General features: G+C 44.9%; 11 protein-coding genes and 1 pseudogene. 11 read left to right on the top strand and 1 reads right to left on the bottom strand.

The window, feature by feature from the left end:
* From tuf to rpoC, 9 genes and pseudogenes are all read left to right on the top strand, one after another.
* A pseudogene (tuf, locus tag AB4484_RS02470) lies at positions 1–156 on the top strand (elongation factor Tu); the annotation flags it as partial.
* A 223-nt stretch (positions 157–379) separates the two neighbouring features.
* Positions 380–757: a preprotein translocase subunit SecE gene (gene secE / locus AB4484_RS02465; RefSeq protein ID WP_010435558.1), complete on the top strand. Its 378-nt coding sequence runs from the start codon at positions 380–382 to the stop codon at positions 755–757.
* A gap of 13 nt (positions 758–770) precedes the next feature.
* Complete coding sequence (nusG, locus tag AB4484_RS02460) at positions 771–1,319, top strand: transcription termination/antitermination protein NusG (RefSeq protein ID WP_010435556.1); 549 nt, start codon at positions 771–773, stop codon at positions 1,317–1,319.
* Positions 1,320–1,532: 213 nt separating this feature from the next.
* Complete coding sequence (gene rplK, locus AB4484_RS02455) at positions 1,533–1,961, top strand: 50S ribosomal protein L11 (protein WP_010435555.1); 429 nt, start codon at positions 1,533–1,535, stop codon at positions 1,959–1,961.
* Positions 1,962–1,965: 4 nt separating this feature from the next.
* Positions 1,966–2,670: a 50S ribosomal protein L1 gene (gene rplA / locus AB4484_RS02450; protein WP_017060523.1), complete on the top strand. Its 705-nt coding sequence runs from the start codon at positions 1,966–1,968 to the stop codon at positions 2,668–2,670.
* 250 nt (positions 2,671–2,920) lie between these two features.
* Complete coding sequence (gene rplJ, locus AB4484_RS02445; protein WP_010435550.1) at positions 2,921–3,415, top strand: 50S ribosomal protein L10; 495 nt, start codon at positions 2,921–2,923, stop codon at positions 3,413–3,415.
* 57 nt (positions 3,416–3,472) lie between these two features.
* A complete protein-coding gene (gene rplL / locus AB4484_RS02440; RefSeq protein ID WP_017631516.1) occupies positions 3,473–3,841 on the top strand; it encodes a 50S ribosomal protein L7/L12 in 369 nt (122 codons plus the stop codon).
* A 235-nt stretch (positions 3,842–4,076) separates the two neighbouring features.
* Positions 4,077–8,105, top strand: coding sequence for a DNA-directed RNA polymerase subunit beta (gene rpoB, locus AB4484_RS02435; RefSeq protein WP_017060526.1), 4,029 nt, complete (start codon positions 4,077–4,079; stop codon positions 8,103–8,105).
* Between the two features lie 91 nt (positions 8,106–8,196).
* Positions 8,197–12,399 carry a DNA-directed RNA polymerase subunit beta' gene (gene rpoC / locus AB4484_RS02430; protein WP_372076251.1) on the top strand — a complete coding sequence of 1,401 codons (4,203 nt, stop codon included), beginning with the start codon at positions 8,197–8,199 and terminating at the stop codon, positions 12,397–12,399.
* A 331-nt stretch (positions 12,400–12,730) separates the two neighbouring features.
* Here rpoC and AB4484_RS02425 read toward each other — a convergent pair whose 3' ends face one another.
* Positions 12,731–13,228, bottom strand: a complete 498-nt coding sequence (locus AB4484_RS02425; protein ID WP_017096512.1) for an Rsd/AlgQ family anti-sigma factor — start codon at positions 13,226–13,228, stop codon at positions 12,731–12,733.
* A 165-nt stretch (positions 13,229–13,393) separates the two neighbouring features.
* Between AB4484_RS02425 and nudC the strand changes: the two genes are divergently transcribed.
* Together nudC and hemE are read left to right on the top strand one after the other, a co-directional pair.
* Positions 13,394–14,203 carry an NAD(+) diphosphatase gene (gene nudC, locus AB4484_RS02420; protein ID WP_081229747.1) on the top strand — a complete coding sequence of 270 codons (810 nt, stop codon included), beginning with the start codon at positions 13,394–13,396 and terminating at the stop codon, positions 14,201–14,203.
* 299 nt (positions 14,204–14,502) lie between these two features.
* Positions 14,503–15,570 carry a uroporphyrinogen decarboxylase gene (gene hemE / locus AB4484_RS02415; RefSeq protein WP_017060530.1) on the top strand — a complete coding sequence of 356 codons (1,068 nt, stop codon included), beginning with the start codon at positions 14,503–14,505 and terminating at the stop codon, positions 15,568–15,570.
* Positions 15,571–15,631 lie beyond the last annotated feature (61 nt).

Below are 15,631 nucleotides of genomic sequence, written 5' to 3'. Positions count from 1 at the left end.
CTACCTGAAGGCGTAGAAATGGTAATGCCAGGTGACAACGTTCAAATGACTGTTGAGCTAATCGCTCCAATCGCAATGGACGAAGGTCTACGTTTCGCAATCCGCGAAGGTGGCCGTACAGTTGGTGCTGGTGTTGTAGCTAAAATCTTTGCATAAGATTTGACGAACCACTAGTAAAAAGGGCATCATTTGATGCCCTTTTTCTGCGCTAAAAAAAGAGTTGGATGTTTTGACATCGATTTTTGCTCTTAGCAAAGAATTAAACGGTCTTTTTGACTAAAATGACTGTTAGATGTGTTGTTTTGCAACGCAAAGGAATGTGCCCTGCAACAGCGGGGTTATTGTCGTCTATATTTAAGACTTATCACAGGTTGGTTTTATGAAAGCAAACGCTGAAACTCCTGATAGCTCAGGTGCAGCAGATACAATGAAGTGGATTGTCGCTTTTGTTCTGTTGGCTGCTGCTGTTGTGGGTAATTACCTGTATGGTGAATTGTCTGTTGTAATTCGCGCTGCAGGTGTAGTTGTGCTGATTGCTGCCGCACTAGGCGTTGCAGCAACAACAACTAAAGGTAAAGCTGCGATCGATTTTGCAAAAGAATCTCGTATGGAGATTCGTAAAGTTGTTTGGCCTACTCGCCAAGAAACTATGCAAACTACATTGATCGTTTTAGCTGTATGTATTGTTATGTCTCTAGTGCTTTGGGGAATTGACGGCATTATGGTCCGTCTAGTTTCTCTAGCAACTGGGGTGTAGAGGGTTCTGATTCATGAGTGAAGCTCCAAAAAAACGTTGGTATGTAGTTCAAGCCTTTTCTGGCTTTGAAGGTCGTGTTGCACAGTCGCTACGCGAGCATATTAAAATGCACAACATGGAAGAACTATTTGGCGATGTGCTAGTACCTACTGAAGAAGTAGTGGAAATGCGTGCAGGCCAACGCCGTAAAAGTGAACGTAAATTCTTCCCTGGCTACGTATTAGTTCAAATGATCATGAATGATGAATCATGGCACTTAGTACGCAGCATTCCGCGTGTTATGGGCTTCATTGGTGGTACCTCTGATCGTCCTGCACCAATCACTGATAAAGAAGCTGATGCTATCTTGAACCGTCTAGAGAAAGCGAGCGAGTCTCCACGTCCTAAGACAATGTTCGAAGCGGGTGAAGTGGTTCGTGTGAACGATGGTCCATTTGCTGACTTCAACGGTACTGTTGAAGAAGTAGATTACGAGAAAAGCCGCATTAAGGTATCTGTATCGATCTTTGGTCGTGCAACACCGGTTGAGCTTGAATTTGGTCAGGTTGAAAAACTGGACTAAAACTCTAAGTTTTGAACAAGCTGTGGATAAATACTTCATAAGTTGTTCAAAATAAAAGAGTATAAAAAATCACCTTTTTAGGGTTGTTAAAGGCGCGAATTATGATTATAATTTCGCGCCTTTTTGCTTCTGTGGAAGTAAAAAAGAGTTAATTGAATTTATGGGGAGCTCGCCTTGCGGCTAGCGCATGTACCCAAAATATTAGGAAATATCATGGCTAAGAAAGTTGAAGCTTATATCAAACTGCAAGTTGCAGCTGGTATGGCAAACCCAAGTCCACCGGTTGGTCCTGCTCTAGGTCAACACGGCGTGAACATCATGGAATTCTGTAAAGCGTTCAACGCAAAAACAGAATCTGTTGAGAAAGGTCTACCTACTCCAGTAGTTATTACTGTTTACAACGACCGTTCTTTCACGTTCGTAACTAAGACTCCACCTGCTGCTGTTCTTCTTAAGAAAGCTGCTGGCGTTAAGTCTGGTTCAGGTCGTCCAAACACTGAGAAAGTTGGTACTGTTACTGACGCTCAAGTTCAGGAAATCGCAGAAACTAAAGCTGCTGATATGACTGGTGCTGACATCGAAGCAATGAAACGTTCTATTGCTGGTACTGCTCGTTCAATGGGCCTAGTGGTAGAGGGATAAGATCATGGCTAAACTTACTAAGCGTATGCGCGTAATCCGCGACAAAGTTGACTCAACTAAAGAATACGAAATCAGCGAAGCTGTTGCTCTTCTTAAAGAACTAGCGACTGCTAAATTCGTTGAGTCTGTAGATGTTGCTGTTAACCTAGGCATCGATGCTCGTAAATCTGACCAAAACGTTCGTGGCGCAACAGTGCTACCTCACGGTACTGGCCGTGACATCCGCGTTGCTGTTTTCACTCAAGGTGCAAACGCAGAAGCTGCTAAAGCTGCTGGCGCAGATATCGTTGGTATGGAAGATCTTGCTGAGCAAGTGAAAAAAGGCGAAATGAACTTCGACGTAGTTGTTGCTTCTCCAGATGCAATGCGTGTTGTTGGTCAACTAGGTACAATCCTAGGTCCACGCGGCCTTATGCCAAACCCTAAAGTTGGTACTGTAACTCCTAACGTTGCTGAAGCGGTTAAGAACGCTAAAGCTGGTCAGGTTCGTTACCGTAACGACAAGAACGGCATCATCCACACTACTATCGGTAAAGCATCTTTCGAAGCTAGCCAGCTTCAAGAGAACCTAGAAGCTCTTCTAGTTGCTCTTAAGAAAGCTAAGCCTTCTTCAGCTAAGGGTTCTTACCTGAAGAAAGTAAGCATCTCTACTACGATGGGTGCTGGTGTTGCTGTTGATCAAGCTAGTCTTGACACTCAAGCAAACTAATTTGCTTAGGCGCAGATTTAGTGTATACTTCTGCGCCTAATATTTGTGGTTGGGTGGTTTTAAAGCAATTTGAAATCATCTATCCCAAGACCGTAGGCGCTGTCGATTTTCATTAGATTATTGATAGCTTAATAAAACCTACGTAGGCGATGTTGTGGTTTGAAATGAATTTATTCATTTTTAAATAACATCGTAAACGCTCATTACATTTTGTATTGAGTGCTGTAATCACAACCAGAGGTTAATCCAAATGGCTTTAAATCTTCAAGACAAAAAAGCAATTGTTGCTGAAGTCAACGAAGCTGCCAGTGGTGCACTTTCTGCAGTTGTAGCTGATTCTCGTGGCGTTGAAGTTGGCGCAATGACTTCTCTACGTAAACAAGCTCGCGAAGCGGGTGTTTACATGAAAGTTGTTCGTAACACACTAGCACGCCGTGCGGTTCAGGGTACAGACTACGAGTGTCTAGTAGACACTTTCACTGGTCCAACTCTGATCGCATTCTCTAATGAGCACCCAGGTGCTGCAGCGCGTCTTTTCAAAGACTTCGCTAAAGAGAATAAAGATTTCGAGATCAAAGCTGCTGCATTTGAAGGCGCAGTTACTGATGCTGAAGTACTAGCGACACTACCAACTTACGACGAAGCTATCGCACGCCTAATGATGTGCATGAAAGAAGCTTCTGCTGGCAAGCTGGTTCGTACTATCGCTGCTGTTCGCGACCAAAAAGAAGAAGCTGCGGCATAAGCCTTGCTTTTCACTGGTTGCTATTTAAACTTATTGTTGACTTAAAAGAGAATTGTTATGTCTATTACTAACGAGCAAATCCTAGACGCAGTTGCAGAAATGTCTGTAATGCAAGTTGTTGAGCTTATCGAAGCTATGGAAGAGAAATTCGGCGTTACTGCAGCTGCTGCTGTTGTAGCTGGCGGCGCAGCTGGCGGCGACGCTGCTGCTGAGCAAACTGAATTCGACGTTATCCTAACTGCTGCTGGCGCTAACAAAGTACAAGTTATCAAAGCTGTACGTGGCGCAACTGGCCTAGGTCTTAAAGAAGCTAAAGGTCTTGTAGACTCAGCTCCTGCAGCGCTTAAAGAAGGCGTTGACAAAGCTGAAGCTGAAGCTCTTAAAGCACAGCTAGAAGAAGCTGGCGCTTCTGTTGAAATCAAGTAATTATTACTTAATTTCTTAGCCGCAAGGCTAATGGCTGGTGGTTTATTAACCACCGGCCTTTTTGCGCTGTAGGGCTATGACGAATTTTCCGCTGTTTAACCGTCATAATCCGAGCAAAAAAACAGTCATTTTTTCGAAATGATTGTTCACTACAGTAAACAGCTGTTTGTCACCGCCCCCTCTTGAAGAGTGTTTTGGGTGGTTTGGGTCACTTATCAGCGAGCTGAGGAACCCCATGGTTTACTCTTATACCGAGAAAAAGCGCATCCGTAAGGATTTTGGTACTCGTCCACAAGTTTTGGACATTCCATACCTGTTATCGATCCAGCTTGATTCTTTCGACAAATTCATCGAACAGGATCCAGAAGGTCAATACGGTCTTGAAGCTGCTTTCCGTTCTGTATTTCCAATTCAGAGCTACAACGGCAATTCTGAGCTGCAATACGTTAGCTACCGTCTTGGTGAGCCAGTTTTTGACGTTAAAGAATGTCAAATCCGCGGTGTTACTTACTCAAAGCCACTACGCGTAAAACTACGTCTAGTTATCTTTGATCGAGATGCACCAGCAGGTACTGTAAAAGACATTAAAGAACAAGAAGTCTACATGGGCGAAATTCCGCTTATGACAGACAATGGTACTTTCGTAATTAATGGTACCGAGAGGGTTATCGTATCCCAGCTGCACCGAAGCCCAGGCGTGTTCTTCGACAGTGATAAGGGTAAGACCCACTCATCAGGTAAAGTTCTTTATAACGCACGTGTAATTCCTTACCGTGGCTCATGGTTAGACTTTGAGTTCGATCCTAAGGATAACTTATTCGTACGTATCGACCGTCGTCGTAAGCTACCAGCATCGATTATTCTTCGTGCACTTGGTAAATCGACTGAAGAGATCCTAGATCTGTTCTTCGACAAAGTGAACTTCGAAGTTAAAGACCAAACGCTTCTTATGGAGCTGGTTCCTGATCGTCTACGTGGTGAAACTGCGTCATTCGACATCGAAGCAAACGGCAAAACTTACGTTGAGACTGGTCGTCGTGTTACTGCTCGTCATATCCGTCAACTTGAAAAAGATGGCGTTGAGCACATCGAAGTACCAGTAGAGTACATCGTTGGTAAAGTTGCATCTAAAGATTACATCAATGAAGCAACTGGCGAGATCATCGTTGGCGCGAACCAAGAGATTAGCCTAGAAGCACTTGCTAACCTGTCTCAAGCAGGTCACAAGGCTCTACAAACTCTGTTCACGAATGACCTAGATCACGGTCCATTCATGTCAGACACTCTACGTGCAGATAGCACAGTAGATCGCATCTCTGCATTGGTAGAAATCTACCGCATGATGCGTCCTGGCGAGCCACCAACGAAAGAAGCTGCAGAGTCTCTATTCGAAAGCCTATTCTTCTCTGAAGAACGTTACGACCTATCAACTGTAGGCCGTATGAAGTTCAACAGCTCTATCGAGCGTGAAGAAGAAGAAGAGCGCGGTACTCTGGATGAATCAGACATCATCGAAGTGATGAAGAAACTGATTGGTATCCGTAACGGTATTGGTGAAGTGGACGATATCGACCACCTTGGCAACCGTCGTATCCGTTCTGTAGGTGAAATGGCAGAAAACCAATTCCGTGTTGGTCTAGTTCGTGTAGAACGTGCCGTAAAAGAGCGCCTAAGCCTTGGTGACCTGGATGCAATCATGCCTCAAGATCTTATCAACGCTAAGCCGATCTCTGCTGCAGTTAAAGAATTCTTTGGCTCTTCACAGCTTTCACAGTTCATGGACCAAAACAACCCATTGTCAGAAGTTACGCACAAACGTCGTATCTCTGCTTTAGGTCCTGGTGGTCTTACTCGTGAGCGAGCAGGCTTCGAAGTACGTGACGTTCACGTAACTCACTACGGTCGTCTATGTCCGATCGAAACGCCTGAAGGTCCAAACATCGGTCTAATTAACTCGCTATCTGCGTTTGCACGTTGTAACGATTACGGTTTCCTAGAAACTCCGTACCGTCGTGTAGTAGATGGTGTAGTAACAGAAGAAGTTGATTACCTGTCTGCAATCCAGGAAGGTCAATTCGTAATCGCGCAAGCAAACACCATTCTTACTGAAGAAGGTACGTTTGCAGATGAGCTAATCACAGCTCGTCAAAAAGGTGAATCTGGTCTTCACCCACGCGATCACGTTGACTACATGGACGTTGCGACAAACCAAGTAGTATCTATCGCTGCTTCGCTTATCCCGTTCCTAGAACACGATGATGCGAACCGTGCATTGATGGGTGCCAACATGCAACGTCAAGCTGTACCAACACTTAAGGCTGATAAGCCTCTAGTAGGTACAGGTATCGAACGTAACATCGCAGTTGACTCTGGTGTTACAGCGGTTGCTAAACGTGGTGGTCAAGTTCAGTCTGTAGACGCTTCTCGTATCGTAGTTAAGGTTAACGAAGATGAATTGGTACCTGGCGAAGCTGGTATCGATATCTACAACCTAACTAAGTACACGCGTTCGAACCAAAACACATGTATTAACCAACGTCCAACTGTACTTCCTGGTGAACCAGTTGCACGTGGCGATGTTCTTGCTGATGGTCCTTCAACAGACCTTGGTGAACTAGCTCTTGGCCAAAATATGCGTATCGCATTCATGCCTTGGAACGGTTACAACTTCGAAGACTCGATCTTAGTATCTGAGCGCGTAGTTCAAGAAGACCGTTTCACGACAATCCACATTCAAGAACTATCTTGTGTGGCTCGTGATACTAAGCTGGGTTCTGAAGAGATCACAGCTGATATTCCAAACGTAGGTGAGTCTGCTCTGTCTAAACTAGACGAGTCAGGTATCGTTTACATTGGTGCTGAAGTTAAGGGTGGCGACATCCTAGTTGGTAAAGTAACCCCTAAAGGTGAAACTCAACTGACTCCTGAAGAGAAGCTACTACGTGCTATCTTCGGTGAGAAAGCATCTGATGTTAAAGATACTTCTCTACGTGTACCAAACTCTGTTTCGGGTACTATCATCGATGTACAAGTCTTCACTCGCGATGGCGTAGAGAAAGACAAGCGTGCACTTGAAATCGAACAGATGCAGCTTAAAGAAGCTAAGAAAGATCTAACTGAAGAGTTCCAAATTCTTGAGGGTGGCCTTCTTAACCGTGTTAAAGCTGTACTTCTGTCTGGTGGTTACTCTGAAGCTAAGCTTGATACTATCGGTCGTAAGCAATGGCTAGAGCAAGTTCTAGAAGACGATGCGCTACAAACACAGCTTGAGCAACTTGCTGAGCAGTGGGATGAGCTAAAAGCAGACTTCGATAAGAAGTTTGAAACTAAGCGTCGTAAAATCACTCAAGGTGATGATCTAGCGCCTGGCGTTCTTAAGATTGTTAAAGTTTACCTAGCGGTTAAACGTCGTATCCAGCCTGGTGATAAGATGGCCGGTCGTCACGGTAACAAAGGTGTAATCTCTAAGATTAACCCTGTTGAAGACATGCCATACGATGAGAAAGGTCAGCCTGTAGACATCGTACTTAACCCGCTGGGTGTACCATCGCGTATGAACATCGGTCAGATCCTAGAAGTTCACTTAGGTTTGGCTGCGAAAGGTATCGGTGACAAGATCAACCAAATGGTTAAGGAACAACAAGAACTGCATAAGTTCCGTGAGTTCCTACAGAAGGTTTACGATCTTGGTGATACTCGTCAGAAAGTTGATATTGCTGAACTGTCTGATGATCAAGTTCGTACACTGATCAAGAACCTACGTGGCGGTCTACCGATTGCTACTCCTGTGTTCGACGGTGCTTCTGAGTCTCTAATCAAAGAACTACTTAAACTGGGTGATCTGCCAGAATCTGGTCAGCTTAAACTGTTTGATGGTCGTACTGGTGATTCGTTTGAGCGTCCTGTAACTGTTGGTTACATGTACATGCTGAAACTGAACCACTTGGTTGATGACAAGATGCATGCTCGTTCAACTGGTTCTTACAGCCTAGTAACTCAGCAACCACTTGGTGGTAAAGCTCAGTTCGGTGGTCAGCGTTTCGGTGAGATGGAAGTATGGGCACTAGAAGCATACGGTGCTGCATATACTCTACAAGAAATGCTAACAGTTAAGTCAGATGACGTTAACGGCCGTACTAAGATGTATAAGAACATCGTAGACGGTAACCATAGCATGGAACCTGGTATGCCTGAGTCGTTCAACGTACTGTTGAAAGAGATTCGCTCGCTAGGTATCAACATCGAGCTAGAAGACGAAGAGTAATCCCTCCTCTTTTTAAAAGAAGATAGGATTATTTGGTAAAAGGGAGCTTGCTACAGCAGTGAGCTCCTTTAACTCCTTACAGGAGCTGAATGTGAAAGACTTATTAAACTTTCTAAAAGCACAGCATAAGACCGAAGAATTTGATGCAATCAAAATCGGTCTATCTTCACCAGACATGATCCGTTCATGGTCTTTTGGTGAAGTTAAAAAGCCGGAAACAATTAACTATCGTACGTTCAAACCTGAACGTGATGGTCTGTTCTGTGCACGTATTTTTGGTCCAGTTAAAGACTACGAATGTCTTTGTGGCAAATACAAGCGCCTGAAGCACCGTGGTGTTATCTGTGAGAAGTGTGGCGTTGAAGTTACACAAACTAAAGTTCGTCGTGACCGCATGGGCCACATCGAGCTAGCTTCACCAGTTGCTCACATCTGGTTCCTAAAATCACTGCCGTCTCGTATCGGTCTACTAATGGATATCCCTCTACGTGATATCGAACGTGTTCTTTACTTCGAGATGTACGTAGTAACTGAACCAGGTATGACTGATCTAGAAAAATCTCAGATGCTTACTGAAGAAGAGTATCTGGATCGTCTAGAAGAGTGGGGTGACGAATTCACTGCTAAGATGGGTGCTGAAGCGATCAAAGATCTGCTTGCAACAATGGACCTTCATCAAGAAGTGGAAGAAATGCGCGAAGAGTTGGAAACTACTAACTCAGAAACTAAGCGTAAAAAAGTTACTAAGCGCCTGAAGCTAGTTGAAGCGTTCATTGCATCGGGTAACGATCCGCAATGGATGATTCTGACTGTACTTCCGGTTCTGCCGCCAGATCTACGTCCTCTAGTACCACTAGATGGCGGTCGTTTTGCGACTTCAGATCTGAACGACCTTTACCGTCGTGTTATCAACCGTAACAACCGTTTGAAGCGTCTTCTAGAGCTAGCTGCTCCGGACATCATCGTACGTAACGAAAAGCGTATGCTGCAAGAGTCTGTTGATGCACTTCTAGATAACGGTCGTCGTGGTCGTGCTATCACTGGTTCTAACAAGCGTCCTCTGAAATCTCTTGCTGATATGATCAAGGGTAAACAAGGTCGTTTCCGTCAGAACCTTCTAGGTAAACGTGTAGACTACTCTGGCCGTTCTGTAATCACAGTAGGTCCATACCTTCGTCTACATCAGTGTGGTCTTCCTAAGAAGATGGCACTTGAGCTATTTAAGCCATTCATCTACAGCAAGCTAGAAACTCGTGGCATGGCTACGACAATCAAAGCTGCTAAGAAGATGGTAGAGCGCGAAGAAGCTATCGTTTGGGATATCCTAGACGAAGTAATCCGCGAACACCCAGTACTGCTTAACCGTGCACCTACACTTCACCGTCTAGGTATCCAAGCGTTTGAACCAGTACTAATCGAAGGTAAAGCGATTCAGCTTCACCCACTAGTGTGTGCGGCATACAACGCCGACTTCGATGGTGACCAAATGGCGGTACACGTGCCTCTAACTCTAGAAGCACAGCTTGAAGCACGTACACTGATGATGTCGACGAATAACATTCTGTCGCCAGCGTCAGGTGATCCGATCATCGTACCTTCTCAGGACGTTGTATTGGGTCTTTACTACATGACACGTGATAAGATCAACGTGAAAGGCGAAGGTATGTACCTTGCTGGCCCTGCTGAGGCTGAAAAGGCATACCGTACTAAGACTGCTGAGCTACACGCTCGCGTTAAAGTACGTATCACCGAAACTGTAGTAGACGAAGATGGTAACAGCACTACTGAAACGAAGATGGTTGATACAACTGTCGGCCGTGCAATGCTATGGCAAATCGTTCCAGCTGGCCTACCGTACAGCATCGTTAACCAAAAGTTAGGTAAGAAGCAGATCTCTACTCTTCTTAACGAGTGTTACCGTAAGCTTGGTCTAAAAGATACAGTAGTATTTGCTGACCAAATCATGTACGCAGGTTTTGCATACGCTGCACTTTCTGGTGTTTCTGTAGGTATCGACGATATGGTTGTACCTCAAGCGAAATACGATGAAATTGAATCTGCTGAAGAAGAAGTTCGCGAAATCCAAGAGCAATTCCAATCTGGTCTTGTTACTGCGGGTGAGCGTTACAACAAAGTTATCGATATCTGGGCATCTACGAATGACCGCGTTGCGAAAGCAATGATGGATAACCTATCTTCTGAAACAGTTATCAACCGTGACGGCGAAGAAGAACAGCAAGAATCGTTCAACAGCATCTACATGATGGCCGACTCGGGCGCACGTGGTTCTGCAGCTCAGATTCGTCAGCTAGCAGGTATGCGTGGTCTGATGGCGCGTCCAGATGGTTCAATCATCGAAACGCCGATCACAGCGAACTTTAAAGAAGGTCTAAACGTCCTTCAGTACTTTATCTCAACGCACGGTGCTCGTAAGGGTCTTGCGGATACAGCACTGAAAACAGCAAACTCGGGTTACCTAACTCGTCGTCTAGTAGACGTTGCTCAAGACGTTGTAGTACACGAACATGACTGTGGCACGCATGAAGGTATCGACATGATGCCTCACATCGAAGGTGGTGACGTTAAAGTTGCACTTTCTGAGCTTGCTCTAGGTCGTGTAGTAGCTGAAGACGTTCTTAAGCCTGGTACTGAAGATGTACTGATTCCACGTAATACTCTGATTGATGAGAAGTGGTGTCAAATCATGGAAGACAACTCAGTAGATAGCATGAAAGTGCGCTCTGTTGTTACCTGTGATGCAGACTTCGGTTGTTGTGCACAGTGTTACGGTCGTGACCTAGCACGTGGTCACCTAGTGAACCAAGGTGAAGCAGTTGGTGTTATCGCTGCACAATCTATCGGTGAACCGGGTACACAGCTAACGATGCGTACGTTCCACATCGGTGGTGCGGCATCTACTGCAGCAGCAGAGAACAGCATCCAAGCTAAGACAACTGGTACTGTGAAACTTCACAATGCTAAGTTCGTAGTTAACAAAGATAAGAAACTGGTTATCACTTCTCGTGCATCTGAGATGACGATTATTGATGAATTCGGCCGTACTAAAGAGAAGCACAAACTTCCTTACGGTTCGATGCTAACCAAAGGCGACAACGCAGCAGTTACTGCTGGTGAAGTTGTAGCTAACTGGGAAGCGCATACCATGCCAATCATCACTGAAGTGGCAGGTCGTATCCAATTCGTAGATATGATCGATGGTATTACAGTTTCTCGTCAAACTGACGATCTAACGGGTCTTTCTTCAAGTGAAGTTACAGACGCAGCAGCTCGCCCAGCAGCAGGTAAAGATATGCGTCCAGCTATCAAACTTGTTGATGAGCAAGGTAACGACGTAATGATCCCTGGTACTGATATGCCAGCTCACTACTTCCTACCTGGCAAAGCGATTGTAAACATCGAAGATGGCGCTGAAGTTGGCATCGGTGACACACTATCTCGTATCCCTCAAAAATCGAGCGGAAACAAAGATATCACCGGTGGTCTACCACGCGTAGCTGACCTATTCGAAGCTCGTAAGCCTAAAGAGCCTGCGATCCTTGCTGAGCACACAGGTACTGTGTCTTTCGGTAAAGAAACGAAAGGTAAGCGTCGTCTAGTAATCACTCGTGAAGGCGGTGACGCTTACGAAGAGATGATTCCTAAGCATCGTCAATTGAACGTGTTCGAAGGTGAGAAGATTGAACGTGGTGATGTAATCGCCGACGGTCCTGAAACTCCACACGATATCCTGCGTCTACGTGGTATCCACGCAGTAACTCAGTACATCGCGAACGAAGTTCAAGAAGTTTACCGCTTACAAGGCGTAAAGATTAACGATAAGCACATCGAGACTATCGTTCGTCAAATGCTACGTAAGTGTACAATCACTCATTCTGGTGACTCTCCGTTCCTACCTGGCGAACAAGTTGAGTACCACAATGTTAAGATTGCTAACCGTAAGCTAGAAGCTGAAGGTAAAGAACTAGTACGTTTCGAACGTGATCTACTAGGTATTACTAAAGCATCTCTTGCAACTGAGTCATTCATCTCAGCTGCATCGTTCCAAGAAACGACTCGCGTACTAACAGAAGCTGCGGTTTCTGGTAAGCGTGATGACCTTCGCGGTCTGAAAGAGAACGTAATTGTTGGTCGTCTGATCCCAGCTGGTACTGGTTTCGCATACCACCAAGAGCGTCAAAAACAACGTGAAGAAGAGCAAGAAGGTCCTTCAGCTGAACAAGCTACTGACAATCTAGCAGCACTTCTAAAGGCTGGTTTCTCTTCAGAAGAGTAAGCTCTACGAGTAGTCTCTAAGAGATAAGAAAAAGGCACCTTCGGGTGCCTTTTTTGTATCTGGCGTATTGGTATTTAGCTATGAACTTATAAAGTGATAGGTGTGCTTATCTAGCTGGTGGGGTTGGATTTATGTCCTGAAGAGTGCTCTTTGAGGCCAGTAAGATAAAGGGTAGAGATGATTAGGCTGATTAGGGCTGTAACCATATGCTTATGGCTAAAGGTCAGGGTGAGCGAGTAAGCTCTGTCTGAAAGGTTCTGGGTAGTTTGGATAAGCTTACAGACAAAACAAAAAGCTTGCACAGAGGCAAGCTTATTAAGGATTCGGCTAACTAAGCGCCTGGTGGAATCGCTAAACTGTCTGCAATAAGCTGGATAAGATTATCTTCTACTTCAAAACGTACTTCGAGTAGTTCACCTACTTTTGACATATCTCCTTCGAAGTTAGGCAACTCATCGTCTGCATTTACTTTAACGTACTTATCATTGAACTCTAGAAGCGGCTCGGTTGTAAGTACGATCTTCGCGTAAGTTGTATCAATCTCGTCATTGGTTTTAAAGCCTGTTGCTTGCCATTTTTTCATGACCATATCGTAGATCTTAAAATGACCCTCTGAGATATAATCGACAACATGATCGCAGAATGAGCTTATTTCTTTAGGAGAAGGGAGTTCAACAACGTTTGATTGCCCGTTGCTAGCTGGCTGCAAGGCACCTAGCTTACAATACTCAACGATTAGAGACTGTCGAGTTTCGAGCCAATGATCGATGACCTCATTAGAGCCACCCCATTGTTCTTGTATTTGTTTGAATTTATTTAGCATGACCATGTCCTCATGATCTGATCACAACCTTGTGATCAAGTAATTGCCTAAGCAGGGTCCGTTTTATTGGTAGCTACTAAAAGTAATAGCTTGAAATATTCTCTGCTACAACTCTAGTATGAAATTAGATTGCCAGTAAAATGAACGAACTGCAAGCAATGAGGCATAGGGATGTTAAAAAAAAGTGATAACAAAATGACAGAGCAAGCTTATTGGTGCGTCGTTTCTGGTAGTGATATTTGGGTTAATAATGATCAGTTTCCGTTTGGCTCTGCTGAAGAGCTTGGGCTGAGTGTTGAGCATGCAATCTGTATTGGTCAGCATCAAGGTCGCAAGGTGTATTGGCTCAACGATTGTGATGTGGAGAATGAGCTGAGCATGGTCAGCCTAAGAGAGTTACTACACTGGCCCGAAGCGAGTTTCTTGACTGCAAGCAAAGCCATCCAATATGGGCATATGACTCAAAGTATGCGTTTTTGCCCTCAGTGTGGTGGTCGAAATCATCTCAACCATAACCAGGTGGCGATGCAGTGTGGAGATTGCCGCACACTTCATTATCCTCGTATCTTCCCGTGCATCATTGTCGCTGTGCGAAACGACAACAAGATATTGCTTGCGCAGCACCCAAGACATAAAACAGGCATGTATACCGTGATAGCGGGCTTCCTAGAGGTTGGAGAGACCTTAGAGCAGTGTGTGGCAAGAGAAGTCAAAGAAGAAACGGGTATCGATGTCGATAATATTCGTTACTTTGGCAGCCAGCCATGGGCGTTTCCATCGAGTATGATGATGGGCTTTCTCGCCGATTGTGCTGGTGGTACGCTTAAGCCTGACTACAGCGAGCTATCGGATGCTCAATGGTTTGACGTAACAAGCCTACCTGATGTTGCTCCTGTTGGAACCATTGCGAGACAGTTGATTGAGAAAACCGTTGATGACGTGATGAAAGATGGTGTGACGGAGCAGATGCTAGAGCACTAATTTGCCTGTGATAGTATTTGGCCTATGGGTGGTCAAAAGCTAAAAAAAACCCTCCACAAGTGGAGGGGGTAAGTAAGATGTCGTTATGAGATGCTGAGTAGTGACTACTCAGATGTTATAATTGTAATTTTCGCTAGCGAACAAATTTTTAACATGCTCCCGTAATTGGGTGCAAATTAAGCATTGATTTAAAAGTTAATAACTTGATCTAGGTTGCAAAGCACACAGCTTTTACCCTTCAATCAGTGTTAGAATACTTGCCATCAAAACTAGACAAGATTGAATTGGAATTTAACGGAATGACCGAATTAAAAAACGATCGCTATTTACGCGCACTTTTAAAACAGCCTGTTGATTACACACCGGTATGGATGATGCGCCAAGCTGGCCGCTATCTTCCTGAGTACAAAGCAACGCGCGCTGAAGCGGGCGATTTCATGTCTTTGTGCAAAAACGCGGAACTGGCATCAGAAGTAACACTTCAACCTTTACGTCGTTTCCCGCTTGATGCGGCAATCTTGTTCTCAGACATCCTAACTATCCCTGATGCAATGGGCTTAGGTTTGTACTTTGAAACAGGTGAAGGTCCCAAGTTTGAGCGTCCTATCACGTGTAAAGCTGACGTAGAGAAGATTGGCCTACCTGATCCAGAAGGTGAGCTTCAATACGTAATGAATGCCGTTCGTCAGATCCGTAAAGACCTGAAAGGCGAAGTGCCACTGATTGGTTTCTCTGGTAGCCCATGGACTCTAGCGACATACATGGTTGAAGGTGGAAGCTCTAAAGCATTCACTAAGATCAAGAAGATGATGTACGCAGAACCACAAACGCTGCACCTGCTTCTAGACAAGCTGGCTGACAGTGTTATCGAATACTTGAACGCGCAAATTAAAGCGGGTGCTCAATCGGTAATGGTATTTGATACATGGGGTGGTGTACTGACCCCTCGTGACTACAACCTATTCTCACTGCAATACATGCACAAAATCGTTGATGGCCTAATCCGTGAAAACGAAGGTCGTCGAGTACCGGTTACTCTGTTCACTAAGAACGGCGGCATGTGGCTTGAGTCTATCGCAGCAACAGGTTGTGATGCGGTTGGTCTAGACTGGACAATCAACATCGCAGATGCAAAAGCTCGCATCGGCGACAAAGTTGCTCTGCAAGGTAATATGGATCCTTCAATGCTTTACGCTCAGCCTGAACGTATTCGCGAAGAAGTGGGCAGCATCCTAGAAGGCTTCGGCGACGGTGGTACTGGTCATGTATTTAACCTAGGCCACGGTATCCACTTAGATGTACCGCCAGAGAACGCTGGTGTATTCGTTGACGCTGTTCACGAATTGTCTAAGCCTTACCACAAGTAATTCTGAGTAAGATTATTGAAAGCGCTGTTGGGAAACCAACAGCGCTTTTTTATTGCCTGAA

This window comes from Vibrio sp. 10N.261.46.A3 (assembly GCF_041472995.1).
Taxonomy (GTDB): Bacteria; Pseudomonadota; Gammaproteobacteria; order Enterobacterales; family Vibrionaceae; genus Vibrio; species Vibrio coralliirubri.
This window is presented reverse-complemented; position numbering and strand designations above follow the sequence as displayed.

Coding starts and splice junctions, on each gene's coding strand:
- rplK (WP_010435555.1), top strand. CDS start 1,533: ATGGCTAAGAAAGTTGAAGCTTATATCAAACTGCAAGTTGCAGCTGGT.
- rplL (WP_017631516.1), top strand. CDS start 3,473: ATGTCTATTACTAACGAGCAAATCCTAGACGCAGTTGCAGAAATGTCT.
- nudC (WP_081229747.1), top strand. CDS start 13,394: ATGTTAAAAAAAAGTGATAACAAAATGACAGAGCAAGCTTATTGGTGC.
- rplJ (WP_010435550.1), top strand. CDS start 2,921: ATGGCTTTAAATCTTCAAGACAAAAAAGCAATTGTTGCTGAAGTCAAC.
- rpoB (WP_017060526.1), top strand. CDS start 4,077: ATGGTTTACTCTTATACCGAGAAAAAGCGCATCCGTAAGGATTTTGGT.
- hemE (WP_017060530.1), top strand. CDS start 14,503: ATGACCGAATTAAAAAACGATCGCTATTTACGCGCACTTTTAAAACAG.
- AB4484_RS02425 (WP_017096512.1), bottom strand. CDS start 13,228: ATGGTCATGCTAAATAAATTCAAACAAATACAAGAACAATGGGGTGGC.
- rplA (WP_017060523.1), top strand. CDS start 1,966: ATGGCTAAACTTACTAAGCGTATGCGCGTAATCCGCGACAAAGTTGAC.
- nusG (WP_010435556.1), top strand. CDS start 771: ATGAGTGAAGCTCCAAAAAAACGTTGGTATGTAGTTCAAGCCTTTTCT.
- secE (WP_010435558.1), top strand. CDS start 380: ATGAAAGCAAACGCTGAAACTCCTGATAGCTCAGGTGCAGCAGATACA.